This is a genomic window from Mycobacterium gordonae (genome assembly GCF_017086405.1).
GTDB classification, from domain to species: Bacteria; Actinomycetota; Actinomycetes; order Mycobacteriales; family Mycobacteriaceae; genus Mycobacterium; species Mycobacterium gordonae_D.
The window spans coordinates 1,173,783-1,188,684 of record NZ_CP070973.1; the positions used below are offsets into that span (position 1 = coordinate 1,173,783).

At 66.8% G+C, this 14,902-nt stretch carries 16 protein-coding genes and 1 pseudogene; 13 read left to right on the top strand and 4 right to left on the bottom strand.

All coding sequences use genetic code 11. From position 1 onward, the window contains the following. Positions 1-68 precede the first annotated feature (68 nt). Positions 69-1,556, top strand: coding sequence for an amidase (locus tag JX552_RS05105; protein WP_205876380.1), 1,488 nt, complete (start codon positions 69-71; stop codon positions 1,554-1,556). Here JX552_RS05105 and JX552_RS05110 read toward each other — a convergent pair. The 3 genes from JX552_RS05110 to JX552_RS05120 form a co-directional block, all read right to left on the bottom strand. Beyond that, the gene (locus JX552_RS05110) at positions 1,550-1,726 is read right to left on the bottom strand and encodes a hypothetical protein (RefSeq protein WP_205876381.1); all 177 of its coding nucleotides are present in this window, start codon (positions 1,724-1,726) and stop codon (positions 1,550-1,552) included. The two genes, JX552_RS05105 and JX552_RS05110, sit on opposite strands and share 7 nt — an antisense overlap. Before the next feature lie 81 nt (positions 1,727-1,807). Further along, positions 1,808-3,040, bottom strand: a complete 1,233-nt coding sequence (locus tag JX552_RS05115; RefSeq protein ID WP_205876382.1) for a cytochrome P450 — start codon at positions 3,038-3,040, stop codon at positions 1,808-1,810. A 324-nt stretch (positions 3,041-3,364) separates the two neighbouring features. Beyond that, positions 3,365-3,568 (bottom strand): cold-shock protein, encoded by a 204-nt coding sequence (locus JX552_RS05120; protein WP_205876383.1) that lies wholly within the window; start codon positions 3,566-3,568, stop codon positions 3,365-3,367. Positions 3,569-3,953: 385 nt separating this feature from the next. Between JX552_RS05120 and JX552_RS05125 the strand changes: the two genes are divergently transcribed. From JX552_RS05125 to JX552_RS05175, 12 genes and pseudogenes are all read left to right on the top strand, one after another. Next, a complete protein-coding gene (locus JX552_RS05125) occupies positions 3,954-4,451 on the top strand; it encodes a DUF5994 family protein (protein ID WP_277396038.1) in 498 nt (165 codons plus the stop codon). A gap of 124 nt (positions 4,452-4,575) precedes the next feature. Beyond that, the gene (locus tag JX552_RS05130; protein ID WP_205876385.1) at positions 4,576-5,934 is read left to right on the top strand and encodes a cytochrome P450; all 1,359 of its coding nucleotides are present in this window, start codon (positions 4,576-4,578) and stop codon (positions 5,932-5,934) included. After that, positions 5,934-6,341, top strand: a pseudogene (locus JX552_RS33645) (pyridoxal-phosphate dependent enzyme); the annotation flags it as partial. The gene JX552_RS05130 and the pseudogene JX552_RS33645, both read left to right, overlap by 1 nt. 122 nt (positions 6,342-6,463) lie before the next feature. Next, on the top strand, positions 6,464-6,922 hold the full coding sequence (locus JX552_RS33650) for a pyridoxal-phosphate dependent enzyme (RefSeq protein WP_346779297.1): 459 nt from the start codon (positions 6,464-6,466) through the stop codon (positions 6,920-6,922). An 84-nt stretch (positions 6,923-7,006) separates the two neighbouring features. Next, positions 7,007-8,185, top strand: a complete 1,179-nt coding sequence (locus JX552_RS05140; protein ID WP_205876386.1) for an acyl-CoA dehydrogenase family protein — start codon at positions 7,007-7,009, stop codon at positions 8,183-8,185. A 4-nt stretch (positions 8,186-8,189) separates the two neighbouring features. Beyond that, positions 8,190-9,287, top strand: a complete 1,098-nt coding sequence (locus tag JX552_RS05145) for an acyl-CoA dehydrogenase family protein (protein WP_205876387.1) — start codon at positions 8,190-8,192, stop codon at positions 9,285-9,287. A 1-nt stretch (position 9,288) separates the two neighbouring features. Continuing rightward, the gene (locus JX552_RS05150; protein ID WP_205878248.1) at positions 9,289-9,777 is read left to right on the top strand and encodes a MaoC family dehydratase; all 489 of its coding nucleotides are present in this window, start codon (positions 9,289-9,291) and stop codon (positions 9,775-9,777) included. Beyond that, positions 9,774-10,199, top strand: coding sequence for a MaoC/PaaZ C-terminal domain-containing protein (locus JX552_RS05155; protein ID WP_205876388.1), 426 nt, complete (start codon positions 9,774-9,776; stop codon positions 10,197-10,199). The genes JX552_RS05150 and JX552_RS05155 overlap by 4 nt, the downstream gene beginning before the upstream one ends. Next, entirely contained in the window at positions 10,196-11,398 is a 1,203-nt protein-coding gene (locus tag JX552_RS05160) for a thiolase family protein (protein WP_205876389.1), read from the top strand. The genes JX552_RS05155 and JX552_RS05160 overlap by 4 nt, the downstream gene beginning before the upstream one ends. 1 nt (position 11,399) lies before the next feature. Further along, positions 11,400-11,816, top strand: a complete 417-nt coding sequence (locus tag JX552_RS05165) for a Zn-ribbon domain-containing OB-fold protein (RefSeq protein ID WP_205876390.1) — start codon at positions 11,400-11,402, stop codon at positions 11,814-11,816. After that, complete coding sequence (gene fadD1 / locus JX552_RS05170) at positions 11,816-13,396, top strand: fatty-acid--CoA ligase FadD1 (RefSeq protein WP_205876391.1); 1,581 nt, start codon at positions 11,816-11,818, stop codon at positions 13,394-13,396. The genes JX552_RS05165 and fadD1 overlap by 1 nt, the downstream gene beginning before the upstream one ends. An 83-nt stretch (positions 13,397-13,479) precedes the next feature. After that, entirely contained in the window at positions 13,480-14,433 is a 954-nt protein-coding gene (locus JX552_RS05175) for a helix-turn-helix domain-containing protein (protein ID WP_205876392.1), read from the top strand. Here the strand turns inward: JX552_RS05175 and JX552_RS05180 are convergent. Next, the gene (locus JX552_RS05180; protein ID WP_431195921.1) at positions 14,397-14,678 is read right to left on the bottom strand and encodes an ANTAR domain-containing protein; all 282 of its coding nucleotides are present in this window, start codon (positions 14,676-14,678) and stop codon (positions 14,397-14,399) included. The genes JX552_RS05175 and JX552_RS05180 overlap by 37 nt on opposite strands. Positions 14,679-14,902 lie beyond the last annotated feature (224 nt).

The following is a 14,902-nucleotide window of genomic DNA, read 5'->3' on the forward strand; positions in this document are numbered from 1 at the left end:
CGTTCTCGGCACACGGCGAATCGAGCGCCCGTGCGATCCGGACCGTCCGGCGTGGTAAACCCGACATCATGACTGGTCTTGCCGAGCAAACACGGTGGATGGACGCCATGGATCAGGCGGCGCTGGTCGCCAACGGTGAGGTGACGCCGGGCGAACTTCTGGAAGCGGCGATCGAGCGCATCGAGCGGTCCAATGCGGCGCTGAATGCCGTGGTTATCGAATGGTTCGAGCACGCCCGGTCGGTAGCCGCCGATCCCGGTCTACCCGACGGTCCGTTCCGCGGAGTGCCGTTCCTGCTCAAGGACCTCTACACCAGCTTCGCCGGGCAGACCCTGTCCAACGGCAACGTGGCGCTGAAAGAGGCCGCCAAGATCGACACCACCGACACCACGCTGGTGTCTCGGTTCAAGGCGGCCGGCCTGGTCATCGCCGGTCGGACCAACAGTCCCGAAATGGGCAGCCTGCCGACGACCCAGCCCCTGGCCTGGGGCGCGACACGTAATCCCTGGGCGCTCGACCGAACCCCGGGCGGGTCCAGCGGCGGGGCGGCGGCCGCCGTCGCTGCCGGGATGGTCCCGTTCGCCAACGCCTCCGACGGCGGCGGCAGCATTCGCATCCCGGCGTCGTGCTGTGGGTTGGTGGGCCTCAAGCCGAGTCAGGGCCGCGTCACCGTCGGGCCCAGGCGCGCCGAATCGGGGCTGGGGGTCGAGCTGTGCGTCAGCCGCACGGTCCGCGACACCGCCGCCCTGCTCGACGCGGTGCGCGGACCCGGCGTCGGCGACACCGTCATCGCACCCGCGCCGCGCCGGCCGTATCTGGACGAGCTGGGGGCCGACCCCGGCAGATTGCGCATCGGATTGCTCGACAGCCATCCGCGCGGCGGGTTTGTGCACGAGGACTGCGTGTCGGCGGTGCGCGCGGCAGGGTCGCTGTTGGAGAGTCTCGGCCACATCGTGGAACCGGCCTGGCCGTCCTGCCTCGGCGACCCCACCTTGCAGCAAAAGTTCATGGCGCTGTGGATCACCCAGATGGCGATGGCGGCGCGTGGGTTCAGCGAGACGCTCGGCCGCGACGTGACAGCCGAGGACATCGAACCGGTCAACTGGGTGTTGATCGAGCGGGCCCAGCAGGTGACGGCGGTGGATTACGCCGCGGCCGAAGTTGCGGTGCATGCGTTCCGCCGGTCACTGCAACAGTGGTGGGCCGACGGCTGGGACCTGCTGCTGACGCCGACGGTCGCCGAACCGCCGTTGCCGCTCGTCGAGTTCGAGAACAATCCGGATCATCCGACCGCGCCGATGCGCCGCGGCGGCGAGTTCGCCGCATTCACGCCGCCGTTCAACATGAGCGGGCAGCCTGCGGTCAGCCTTCCGCTGCACCGCAATGCCGACGGGCTGCCGGTCGGTGTTCAGCTGGCTGCCGCATACGGACGCGAAGACGTGTTGATTCGCGTTGCCGCGCAACTGGAATCGGCGCAACCGTGGGCCGGTGATCATCCCGAGATTCCCGGTCGTGGCGACCGGGAATCGGGACCCGACAACTCAACGGCTCAGTAGTAGCAGGTGTAGAACGTCTGGCTCTGGTAGTCGTAGCAGGTGTAGCTGCCGGTGGGCGGCTGGTTGCCGGGAGCGGCATTGGCGGGGCCGGCGGCACCGAGCGCGGCTAGGCCGAGTCCGGTGGCCATCAGGGTCATGCCGGCAAGGGTGCGGGCGCGGGCGGTGATCATGAGGTTCCTTTCGCTGGTCGTGCTGACAGCGAAAGAATCATCGGCGCCGCTTGAGGATTCCTTGACGGGTTCTTGGAGTTGCTAAGGCTGGTCGAATTCCAGGGGAAGGCACAGCGGTCCGCTCAAACTCACCATGGGCTTCCAGGGCGCCGGGCCTGCGATGCGTGGGTTTCGCAGCCGGCCCGTGAGCACCGTCAGCGCGTCGGCGAGTTCACGTCGGGCCAGATTCGCGCCCAGGCAGTAGTGGACGCCGCCGCCGAACGTCAGTATCGCCGGCGCCCCCGCACGGGTGATGTCGACTCGCTCCGGTTGTTCGTACACCGACGGGTCACGGTTGGCCGCAGCGGTATTGACCAGGATCATGGTGCCGGCGGGAAAGAGGTAGCCGTCGAGCTCGACGTCCTCGGTCACCAGCCGAAGGGTTCCGCACGCGATCGGTGAGTGACGCATCGTCTCCTCGACCGCGCCCATGGCCAGTTCGGGTCGCTCCGCCAGCAGCGCCCACTGATCCGGATGGGCGCAGAGCACGCGTACCGAGGCCGCCAGTTGATTGCGGGTGGTGTCGGTGCCGGCCAACAGCAGGCCGCCCGCGAGCATGCGCAGTTCCGCGGAATCGAGGCGGTCGCCGTCATCCTCGGCGCGTATCAGGTCGGACAGCAGGTCCTCGGTGAGGCTGTGCCGGCGCCGGGTGACCATCTCGTCGACATAGTCGTCGAGCTCGCCCCAGGCACGCATCACCGCCGCTTCGATGTCGCTGACACCGGCGATGAAACTGAATGCCTTGAAAATCTCGTCGGCCCAGGCCGAAAACCGTTGCCAGTCCTCGCGGGGGGCGCCGAGTAGCGCGCAGATGATCGGGACCGGATAGGGGCGCGCCAGGTCGTCGACCACATCGCAGCGGCCTTCGGCGGCGACCTGATCGACAAGGTCGTTCATCACCGCGACCATGATGTCGTGCAGTCGCAGCGTCGCGCGTGGCGTGAAAGCCTTCGACGTCAGGCTGCGCAGGCGCTGGTGCGCGTCGCCCTGCAGGCACAGCAAGCTGTTCGTCACCTTGTCCCACAACGGTCCTGAAGTGATCCCCTGGACGACAAGATTCAGGCCGGGAGGGATGGTGAACCGGATGTCGCGCAGTACCGCACGGACGAGACGGTAGGAGAGCACTTCGGGCCCGAACGGGCCCATTGCGACCGGAGCTTGCCGCTGGGCTGCCTGGATCCGCGGGTAGACGGCTGCCGGGGTCTCGGTGGGTTCATAATTCAGCGGCGGCAGGTCGGCCTCGAAAACGCTTGGGGGAGAAGTGCCGACGGTCATGACGGCCTTGGCGGCGCATCGAGCGGAGAGCGCTGCCCATGGCGCTGTGCGGGATCATCCATCGCTATCCACCTGCCCACTGACGACGTGCTGCCCGGGGGCCCGCAGACCGCCTGGACAACTGTCCCATAATGTATGGCCGTGGGTCGACGCATGTCAACGAAATCCCGTCGGGTGGTGGAAAGTTGCGGCCGGCGAGCTCGGCTGCCACGCCGCAAAGCCATACGTCTTCCGGCGCTTGTATGGTCTATTTCTGTCGAGTGCCGAAAGGCATATGGGCTGGCAGGACGGTGCCTGCCAGCCCATATGTGAAGAACGGTCGGGTTATATAACTGTCACTCCGGTAGCCTGGGGCCCCTTGGCGCCCTGGCCGATGTCGAACTGGACTCGTTGGTTCTCTTCGAGCGAACGGTAACCATTCCCGCTGATCTCGGAGTAGTGAACGAACACATCTCCGGTGTCGCCGTCGGGAGCGATGAATCCGAAACCTTTATCGCTGTTGAACCATTTCACAGTCCCCTGTGCCATACTCTATCTACTTCCTCATTCTGAACGGATGTCGGAGAACATCCCGCATCACACTAGCACGGCCGGACCGCGAGACATTCATCTCGGCGCATCGGAATTCGCTTGACGGCCAGACATCTCCCGACCCCGGGGTTAGAAGTAACGATGAATCCTGTTGTGGCGAAGCGGGTCTCGCGACACCGGTCCGATTCCGCCACGTCAGTTGCGCCGCCGTGTAGCATCAACGTCGAACGCTTGATTAGCCAGCGCCGATCTGCCCGTACTCCTACAGCTGAATGATCGTGTGTGATTGGCTTCGTTCCGTCGATCCCCACCTAAGTAAAGCCGGCTCAGCCGAAAGAAGGATCGTCATGAAATACGCAGTGCCGCAGCAAGTTTTCCCGGGATGAACCGTACCCAGCACGGTCGGCGGCTGGCCAGTCCGGTCCGGCTCACCTTGGCGGTCCAGTTAGGTGGGCCCGTGGACGGGGCATGGTGGCCCCACTCGGCCTCGATCGCGGGGGAGCTGCCTGAGCTGATCGAGGTTCTGTCGCCGAGGCTGGGACAGGTTGTCGCGATCAATGTCAATTGGACGTCCCTGCAGGCTTCGCCGGACCTGGACGCGCTCTGCGGCGCCCAGGCTGCTGTGCCCGGTGCGGCGGCCACGCGCCAACGTCTCATGGTGGTCAGCGGCAGCCATGCCTGTGCGAACATCCTCGTCGTGCCTTGTCGAACCTCCAGCGCGCTGGCCCTCATGCTGTTGCGTCAGGCCGCGGATCTGCCGCTCACGCAGTCCGAACTAGCCTCGCAGGCGTTCCGGTCCGGCGATCACATCGTTCGCGCGGCACGTGCCGAAAGCGAGTCGTTCGACGGGCGGCTGCGGACAGATCCCGCCGGGGGTTGATTGACCTGATTCCGCAGCATGGCAACCTTCGATGGTGAAGCGGCAGAACGGGATAACGACTCACCGCATCGTTTGACGAACACCGACAGTTGACCGGATAGCCGAGGACGTCGACGATCGAAAGATGCTGCCGAACGACTGTCCATCCCTCCCGCCCGGGCCCCGGTTACCCAGCTGGGTATTGGCCGCGTTGATGATGGGCCGGGGACCCGCGGCGGTGGCGGCCTGCCATCGCCGCTACGGAAGCGTGTTCACGCTACGCGTGGCGATGCTGGGGACCATGGTGTATCTCAGCGACCCGGCCGATATCAAGACGGTGTTCGCTGGTGATCCGGGCGTTTTTCACGCCGGCGAAGCCAACAGGATCCTCCGCGGGATGCTCGGCGACAGCTCATTGCTCGTCATCGACGACGACCTGCACCGGGAAAGGCGCCGGCTGATGCTGCCACCTTTTCACCGCGACGCGGTGGCCCGGCAAGCCGAGTTGATGGGCCAGATCGCCGCGGACAACATCGCCGGCTGGCCGGTAGGTGAGACCTTCGCTGTCGCGCCCAAGATGTCCGAGATCACCCTCGAAGTCATTCTGCGCACGGTCATCGGTGCCTCCGATGCGCATCGGCTCACCGCGCTGCGCACGATCATGCCGCGGCTACTCAATCTCAGGCCCTGGGACAGCATCGCGATCGCCTACCCTAAGCTGCTCCGTCACTGGCCATGGCGAGCGCTGCGGCGCCACATCGCCGATGCCGACCGTCTGCTCTACGCCGAGATTGCGGATCATCGCTCCGATCCGGACCTCGCGCAGCGGACCGACATCCTCGCCATGCTGGTGCGGGCCGACACCGGGATAACCGATGACGAGTTGCGCGACCAGCTGATGACCTTGTTGGTGGCCGTGCACGACACCACCGCGACTGCGCTGTCGTGGGCGCTGGAGCGCCTGACCCGTCACCCCGACATCCTCGCCAAGGCGGTGCGGGCGGCCGAGGCCAGCGCGGCGGGCGATGCGGCGGGTGATGAGTACCTCGACGCGGTGGCCAAGGAAACGCTGCGAATCCGTCCGGTGGTGTTCGACGTGGGCCGGGTGCTGACCGCGTCCGTGGATCTCGCCGGTTACCGCTTGCCGGCTGGGACGATGGTGGTCCCCGGAATGGGACTGGTGCACGCGAGCGCAGCGGTGTACCCGGAGCCGCAGACGTTCGACCCCGATCGGATGCTCGGCGCCACGCTGAGTCCCAGCACCTGGCTGCCATTCGGCGGCGGCAACCGCCGCTGCCTCGGCGCCACCTTCGCGATGGTCGAATTACGGGTCGTGCTGCGCGAAAATCTGCGTCGTGTCGACCTGGACACTACCGTCGATGCCGGAGAACGCCCGCAGCTCAAGCACGTCATCGTCATTCCGCACCGCGGTGCTCGAGTCAGCGTTCGCGCGCACAAGCCTGTCGGTTCGGCAGCCCCGTCTGCCGCCGCACCGCACCGGTGATGACCTCCCTCCACGACCGCTTCCCCGAGTTGCGCGACACACTGCACCGCGTCCACCTCGGCGACGGCCCCACACCCGTGCGCCCCCTGTCTCAGCTGAGCGCCACCGGCCCGTCGCTCTGGATCAAGGACGACGGCAGGTACGGCAACGGTGGCTGGGGCGGTAACAAGGTCCGCAAGCTGGAATGGTTGTTGCCGGAGGCGAAAAGGCTTGGGCGACAGACGCTCCTGACGTTCGGCGGGCTGGGCACCAACTGGGGTCTGGCGACTGCGCTGTACGCCCGCGAGTTCGGCCTGCGCACGGCGCTCGCGCTCGTCGACCAGCCGGTCGACGAGCATGTCCAGGCTCAGCTGGATCGCTTGCGTGCCTGCGGCGCCGATATCTACTTCACGCACAACAAGTTTCGTACGGTTGCGGCCGTCCCCTACCTATATCTACGTCACCGCCGCCCCTACGTGCTGCCCGCCGGGGGTCTGCACCGCTGGGTCTCCTCGGGTACGTCGAGGCAGCACTGGAAATCGCCGCGCAGGTGGAAGCGGGCGCGCTGCCGGCACCGGCCTCCGTGGTGGTCGCCGTGGGATCGGGCGGCACCGTCGCCGGCCTGCACCTCGGCTTCGCGCTGGCCGGTCTCACCGCCACCGAGGTCATTGGCGTCGTCGTGAACGACACCCTGCGGCTGGATCACCGATCGATCACGTCGCTCGCCCGTCGTGCCGCGCGCCTACTGCGACGCTGCGGCGCGCGCGTGCCCGACACCCCACTGCCGGCAGAGCGCCTTGTGCTGTTGCGCGATTGGCTCGGCCAGGGCTACGGATACCCGACGCCCGAGGGCGCGCGGGCGCTCCGGCTCGCGCACGACGCGGAGCAACTTGACCTCGAGCCCGTCTACACCGCCAAAGCGGTCGCCGCACTCCTCGAGTTGCACTCCGGAGGCCGGCTACCCGACGGGCCCGCGCTCTACCTGCACACCAACGGGCCACGTGGGTAGCCCGTTCGTCGGGTAGACCTCTCGGCGCGGCTTCTTCCGCAACCGTACGTATCGGAATTGCATGAGCGGACTAAGGTCGCGATTGTGGAGTTCGAGCTCGACGACGAGCAGCGGGCGTGGCTGGCCGACGTACGGCAGTTCCTCCGGGACAACGTCACCCCCGCGCTGCGGGCTGAGATCGCCGAGCACGATCTCGAATTCCAGGGTGGCGAACTCACCGCGTTTCGCCGCAAGATCGGCGAACGCGGCTGGTTCGGACTGAACTGGCCACGCGAGTACGGCGGGCTGGGATTGACCGCCATGCACCAGCACCTGTTGATGAGCGAATTCGAGTACTGGGGTGTGCCCGGGCCGGACCTGACGGTGACGTCGGTGGCGCCGATGATCATGCGGCACGGCACCGAACAGAACAAGAAGGAGTTTCTACCGCCGATCGCGCGCGGCGAAATAGTATGCGCAGTAGGGTATTCCGAGCCTAACGCCGGCACCGACCTGGCCAGTCTGCGCACCCGGGCCGTCCGCGACGGTGCGGAATGGGTAATCACCGGCTCCAAGATCTGGAACAGCGGAGCCCACCGCTGCACCCACGAATGGTTGTGTGTGCGCACAGATCCCGATGCGCCACGGCACCGAGGCATCTCGGTGATCATGGTGCCCATCGACAGTCCCGGGGTCGAGGTTCGGCCGCTGTATGCGTGGTCGGGCTACCGCACCAATGAGACATTTTTCCAGGAGGTGCGGGTGCCCACCGACAACCTGATCGGCGAGGTGAACAAGGGCTGGACTTATATCACCGGGGCACTGGATCTGGAGCGCGGCGCGTTGACCAACGCCGGCGATCTGCGGCGGGCGCTCGAGCAGTTGGTGGCGCTGGCGTCCAAACCGCTGCGGGACGGGTCGATACCTGCGCAGAACTGCGCCTATCGTCGCCGGCTGGCCCAGGCCGAGGCTGACGTCGAAGCCGCCACGCTGATGGGCTACGAAGCGGCTTCCCTGCTAGACGGCGGACACATTCCCTCGGTGGAAGTGAGCGTGGAGAAGATCTTCACCAGCGAATTGCGCCAGCGCATTGCGGATCTGGCTCTCGATCTGCTGGGACCGGACGGGTTGCTGGCACACCGCAGCGCTGCGGCGCCGCTGGGTGGCTTCTTCGAGCGCCTCTACCGGGTGTCGCCGCTGATGCGCTTCGGTGGCGGTACCAACGAGGTGTTGCGGGATGTGATCGCCCAGCGCGGTTACGGCATGCCCTCTTACGGTCGGTGAGCGCGTGCGACTGACTCCCGATCAGGACGAGCGTGATCTCGCCGCGATGTGCCGCAGCCTGTTGGCCGCGCACTGCTGCGACGCCGGGCATGTCGCGCCGTCACTCTGGCCGGCGCTTGCCGACGCCGGTGTGTTCGGACTGGCGATCGACGAGAAGTTCGGTGGCTCGGGCGGCACCTTGACCGATCTGGGCATCTTCTGCATCGAAGCGGGACGGGCTTTGTGCCCGGGTGCCGTGCACAGCACCCTGCACGCGGTGTTGGCCGTTGACTGGATCGGCGGGCCGGACGCCCGGGCTGCCTGGCTGCCAGGGCTGACCTCCGGGGCCACCCGCGCCGCCACGGCGTTGTGGAACCCGCGTGACGCGGCGGCGCTGGGTTCCTCGGCGCGCTGCGCCCGGGACCGGGACGGGAGGTGGCAGCTGTGCGGCGTGGCCGACTTCGTCGCCGACGCCGACGAGGCGAACCTGGTCCTCGTCGCCGCGGAGACCGGTTCCGGCAGCGGCATTTTCGTCGTTGATCCGACCCGACCCGGGATTACCGTCGAGCCGCTGCCGATGGTGGGTGGGCACCGCGGCTGTGCAGTCAGGTTCGACGACGTGTTCCTCGAAGACGACGCACAGGTGTTGAGTACCAGCGTCCGCCCCGCCGCACTGCGCCGGGTGGCCAATGCCGCGACCGCGTTGCTGAGCTTGGATCTGGTCGGGGTGGGGGAGGCGGTGTTGCAGCGCTCCGTCGACCACACCATGATGCGTGAACAGTTCGGCCGGCCGATCGCGTCGTTCCAGGCGGCGCAACACCTGGTGGCCAACATGCGGATCGCCCTGTCGGCCGCTCGGCTGGCGGCGCTGTCGGCGGTGTGCCGGATCGGGCGCGGGCACGTCGGTACCCGGGAAACCGCGATCGCCCGCATGCACGCCGCGGCGGTCAAACAGATCACGCTCGACGCCCATCAGCTGCACGGCGGAATGGGATATGTCGTCGACACCGACCTGCACCTGTTCTCCGAACGCGCCCGGGTGCTGTCGACGTGGGGCGGCGGAGCCGACGTGGCCGCGAAATGGCTTGAGGATGAAATGAATTGGGAGGGAGACCGTGGATAGTCTGATTGATCCGGAGTCGGCCGCACAAGTCGGCGCCGTGGTCGCGACCGCAACCGGCGAGGTGAACAAGCGGGACTGGCAACGCTGGGCCGCCGCCGTCGACGACCACAATCCGTTATGGTTCGACACCGGCTACGCGCGGGCCCACGGGTACCGCGACATCATCTGTCCGCCACTGTTTCTGCAGTACGCCATCCTCGGCGTCAGCGCATTGACCGACCTGCGGCCCGATGGCTCGTCCGGCGCGGTGACCGGTAGCCTGGCGTTTCCGCGTGCCCCGCGGCGGATGGCCGGCGGCGAAAGCACCACCTTTCACGGGCCGGCCTACCATCGCGACGAGATCGAAATGGTGCGCACCATCGAGTCCATCGTGGAAAAACAGGGTCGCTCAGGAAAATTCGTGTTGGTGACGTGGCGCGGTGAATACCGTAATCAGCATCGCGAACTCCTCGCCGAGGCCACCACGTCGATGATCGCCAGGCCCGCATGAGTCGGCAGATTTTCCTCGAGGACGTCGAACCCGGCTATGCGATACCGGTTCTGACCGTCACCGTCACCGAAACGCAGATGTTCTTCTTCAGCGCCGCGACCTACAACGGCCACCGCATCCACTACGACAAGGACTGGGCGCGCGACGTCGAAGGCTACGACACCGTGCTCGTGCAGGGGCCGTTGCAGTCGGCATTGCTGTCGCGCGCCCTGACCGATTGGATCGGCGGTGCGGGCCGACTGGTGGCGTTCTCCGTGCAGAACCGCGCGATCGCCTACCCGGGTGCGGCACTGCACTTCGGCGGCATCGTCACCGGTAAGCGAGATACGTTGGTAGACATCGACATCTACTGCCGGCGCGGCGACGACGTGCTGATGCCGGGCAGCGCCACCGTGTGCCTGCCGCGCCGGAGCACGCCGTGACCGGGCTGCGCGGCGAGGCCGCCATCATCGGGTTCGCCGAGCTGCCCGCCGAGAAACGGCAGAGCGCGCCAGCGTCGTTCACCATCGACCAGTACGCGCGGCTGGCCAGGCTGGTGGTCGACGATGCCGGAGTGAATCCCGACGTGGTGAACGGCTTGTCGTGCCATGGCATCGCGGAGTCAGACATGTTCGCGCCGGCCACGCTGTCGGAGTATCTCGGTATCCCACTGGACTTCGGGGACCGGGTCGACCTCGGCGGTGCGACTGCGGCCGGCATGGTGTGGCGCGCGGCCGCCGCGGTTGAACTGGGCATCTGTGACGCGGTGCTGGCGGTGGTGCCGGGATCGCTGGAGATCCCACGCTCGTTGCGGCGCCCGGCCCGCACCCTGGGTTGGTACGGGGCGTCGAGCAACAACTACGGTTCACCGCAGGCCGAGTTCGAGATTCCCTACGGCAACGTCGGCCAGAACGCTCCGTACGCGCAAATCGCGCAGCGCTATGCGGCCGAATTCGGCTATGACGCCGGCGCCCTGGCGAGAATCGCGGTGGACCAGCGGACCAACGCGGGTGCCCACCCGTCAGCGGTGTTTCACGGCACGCCGATCACCGTCCAGGATGTGCTGAACAGCCCGGTGATCGCCGATCCGATCCACCTGCTTGAGACGGTGATGCGGGTCCAGGGCGGCGCCGGAGTGCTCATCGCCAACGCTGATATCGCCCGTCAAGCCCGTCACCGACCCGTCTGGATCAGGGGCTTCGGAGAACACATCCGGTTCAAGACGCCCACCTACGCCGACGACCTGCTGCGCACACCGATAGCCCGCGCGGCCGAAAAGGCTTTTGCGATGGCGGGTCTGGGCCGAGACGACGTCGATGTCGCATCGATCTACGACTGCTACACCATCACCGTGCTGATGACGCTGGAAGACGCCGGATTCTGCGGAAAGGGTGAAGGCATGACGTGGCTGACCCGGCACGACCTCACCTATCGGGGTGATTTCCCGCTCAACACCGCAGGTGGTCAGCTGTCCTACGGCCAAGCCGGGATGGCCGGCGGCATGCATCACGTGGTCGACGGGACGCGTCAGATCATGGGCCGGGCCGGGGCGGCTCAGGTGCGCGACTGCCACACGGCGTTTGTGACCGGCACTGGCGGCATCATGAGTGAACAGGTGGCACTGGTGTTGGGGGGTGACTGAGATGACCGAGCCGCTGCCGCTGCCTGAGCCGACACCGGTTTCGCAGCCGTTCTGGGATGCCCTGCGAGAACACCGCATCCGCATCCAGTACTCGCCGTCGTGCGGCAGGTACGTCTTCTATCCGCGCACGCTGGCACCCGGAACACTTGCCGACGACCTGGAGTGGCGCGAGATCGACGGCGCCGGAACGCTGTACACCTACACCGTGGCCCGCCGGCCGACCGGGCCGGCCTGGGCGGAACACGTACCGCAGCTGCTCGCGGTCGTGCAGTGGGATGCCGGGCCGCGGGTCAGCACCGAGCTGGTCGGCGTCGAACCGGAGCAGATCCGCATCGGGATGCGGGTGTCCCCGGTGTTTCACGACGTGCCCGGTCAGCCGGTGACGCTGTTGCACTACACCAAAGAGGCTGACAGCTAATGCCTTTCGAGACCATTCAACAGCTGTTACGTTCCCGGATGGAAGGCGACGGCGTCGCGGTGGCATACGGCGACCGGACCTGGACGTGGCGCGAGCACCTCGCGGAGGCGTCCGCGGAAGCGTCCGTTCTGCTCGGGCTGATGGCAGCTGGCCGTCCGCGTCATGTCGGTGCGCTGCTCGGCAACTCCCCGGCGATGCTGCGTTCCCTGGCGGCGGCGGCCCTGGGCGGCTACGTGTTATGCGGTGTGAACACGACCCGGCGTGGGGAAGGGCTGACGACCGACGTCCGCAGAGCCGACTGTCAAGTGCTGCTTGTCGACGCCGAGCACTGCGGCTTGCTCGACGGTCTCGACCTGGCCGGCGTGCGGATCCTCGACGTCGAGCGCGCCGGCTACCTCGACTCGGTGGCAGCCGCGAAACCGCTGGTGCCCGTGGAGGTCAGCGGTGTCGACCCGGTGGCGATCATCTTCACCTCCGGCACCAGCGGTGATCCGAAGGCGGTCCGGTTCGCGCACGCGATGGGGGTAATGTGTGGGGCCAGTTTGGTCGAGCGGTTCGAATTGTCGTGCGATGACGTGTGTTATCTCGCGATGCCGCTGTTTCACTCCAACGGCGTCGCGGCGGGGTGGGCGGTGGCGATCGCCTGCGGCGCCACCATGGTGCCGGCCAGGTTCTCGCCGTCGCGCTTCCTTGCGGACATCCGCCGCTTCGGGGTCACGTACCTGAACTACGTCGGCAAGCCGTTGGCGCTGGTTTTGGCCACGCCCGAGCACCCCGATGACGCGGACAACCCGTTGCGTGCGGCGTTCGGCAACGAGGCCACCGAACACGATCAGGAAAGGTTCGCGCGACGCTTCGGCTGCCGGGTGGTGGACAGCTTCGGCTCCAGCGAGTTCGCCGTCGTCGTGATGCGCGAGGACGGCACGCCGCCGGGATCGATCGGCAAAGGGTACCCCGGTGTCAGCGTGTACCACTCCGAAACCGTAACCGAGTGCGCAGCAGCAATTTTCGATCGGCACGGTGCGCTGGTCAACTTTGACGACGCCGTCGGCGAATTGGTGAACACCTACGGCGCCGGTGGATTCACCGGGTATTACAACGACGCCGACGCCACCGCTGAACGGATGCGCCACGGCATGTACTGGTCCGGCGACCTGGCCTACCGGGATGCCGACGGCTGGATCTATCTGGCCGGGCGCACCCCAGACTGGATGCGGGTCGACGGGGAGAATCTGGCAGCCGGTCCCATCGAGCGGATACTGCAGCGATTGCCGGAGGTCAACCACGTCGCCGTGTACGCCGTAGCCGACGAAACCGTCGGCGACCAGGTGATGGCGGCGATGGTGCTGAACAACGGCGCGACGCTGACGCCCGGGCAGTTCGGCGACTTCCTCGCTGCTCAGGCTGACCTGTCTCTCAAGGCGTGGCCGCGGTATGTGCGGGTCACCGCGGCGCTACCGCGGACCGCGACCAACAAGATCCTCAAACGCGAACTCATCGCGCAGGGTCCGGGCACCGGCGACGGTGTGCTGTGGGAGCGTGAGCCCAGGGGCCGGCATTACCGCACGTCGCACCGGTGATCCGGGCGGCCTGAGCCGGTCAAGGTTGATGAAGCCGGCGGTGCTGGGCAATATGGGGATGACCCGTAAAGGCGGCGGATGCGATGAACTCACTCGATTTTGACAGCTGCGACCTGGGCGAGACGGAAGACTTCCTGGTGCGCAACTACACGGCAATGCGCATCGGAGCCGAGGGCGATAACCGCCGCGCCCGCATCCAGCGGCGCTGGTCGGGCCCGGTCACCTTCGACGAGCTCTCGTTCAGCTACGACATGAGCTACGACGCCGACCCGCTGGGCAAGATCCTGTTGTGCCGGGTGCACACGGGGCGGATCGAGGAGAACTTCATCGGCGAACCTCAAGACGTGTTCGTTCCCGGCGACCTCACCCTGTTGTCCCCGCCCGAGCTGCCCTATTCCGGGCGGGTCTGTCAGGCCGGCTACGACCTCACCGGGCTGCCTCCGGCGCTGTTGGACCGCGCTGCCAGCACCGCCTCCGGCGCCCGCAATGAGCCGGTGCGGCTGACGGGTCACCGGCCGGTCACGGCCGCGGCGGGTCGGCGGCTGAGCGCCCTGATCGATTACCTGCGGGACCACGTCCTGTCCGACCCGGCCGCCAGCGCGTCGCCGTTGGTGACCGGCACCGTCGCGGCCCACCTGGCGGCCGCCGTGCTGTCTGCCCTTCCGAGCAACGCGAGCCTCGATCCCACTCCCACCGACCGCCGCGACGCCGCCAAGCCGGTGCTGTTGCGGCGAGCCATTGCGTTCATCGAAGAGAACGCGCACAAAGACATCATGCTCAGCGATATCGCCGATCACGTGTATGTCACGCCGCGCACCCTGCAGTACATGTTCCGCAAACGCCTGGACTGCACGCCGATGGACTATCTGCGCCGGGCCCGGCTGCATCGCGCGCACCACGACTTGCTCAGCGGCACCCGCGCGTCCACCACGGTGACGCAGGTCGCCAACCGGTGGGGCTTCGCCCACGTCGGCCGGTTCGCCGCCTACTACCGCGAGATCTACACACGCTCCCCGCACGACACCTTGCGCCACTGACGCGACGGTTCGCAGCCCGCTTCGTCGGGTTGCTCAAGTCGAATGATCTTCTCGGCGATGTGCACCAGCTTGGTGTTGGACTCTTGGGACAGTCGGCGCAGCATGGCGAAGGCCGCCGCTGCGCTGATGCCGAAGCGCTCCATGAGAATGCCTTTCGCCTGTCCGATGACGTCACGGCTGGCCAGTGCGGTGCGAACGTACAGGCGTTGCCGTTCGGTCGACAGACTCTGTTCAGGCTGTTCCATTAACCGCGAGCCGACGTCGTGGCCCCTCACGATTCCCCTCCAGCACTCGATAGCTGTCTGAGGCTGATTATCCCAGGCCGGTGATGGGGCCGAAAACCGTCGCGGACCGGCCCAACCATGCCGTAAGTAGCGTCGCGGCCACCAGAAAATGTTGCAGCACAAGCATTTGTGAGAACAAGACCGGTGGGCGACAGGTGGCGCGATTTCGCTGAGAGGATTTCCGC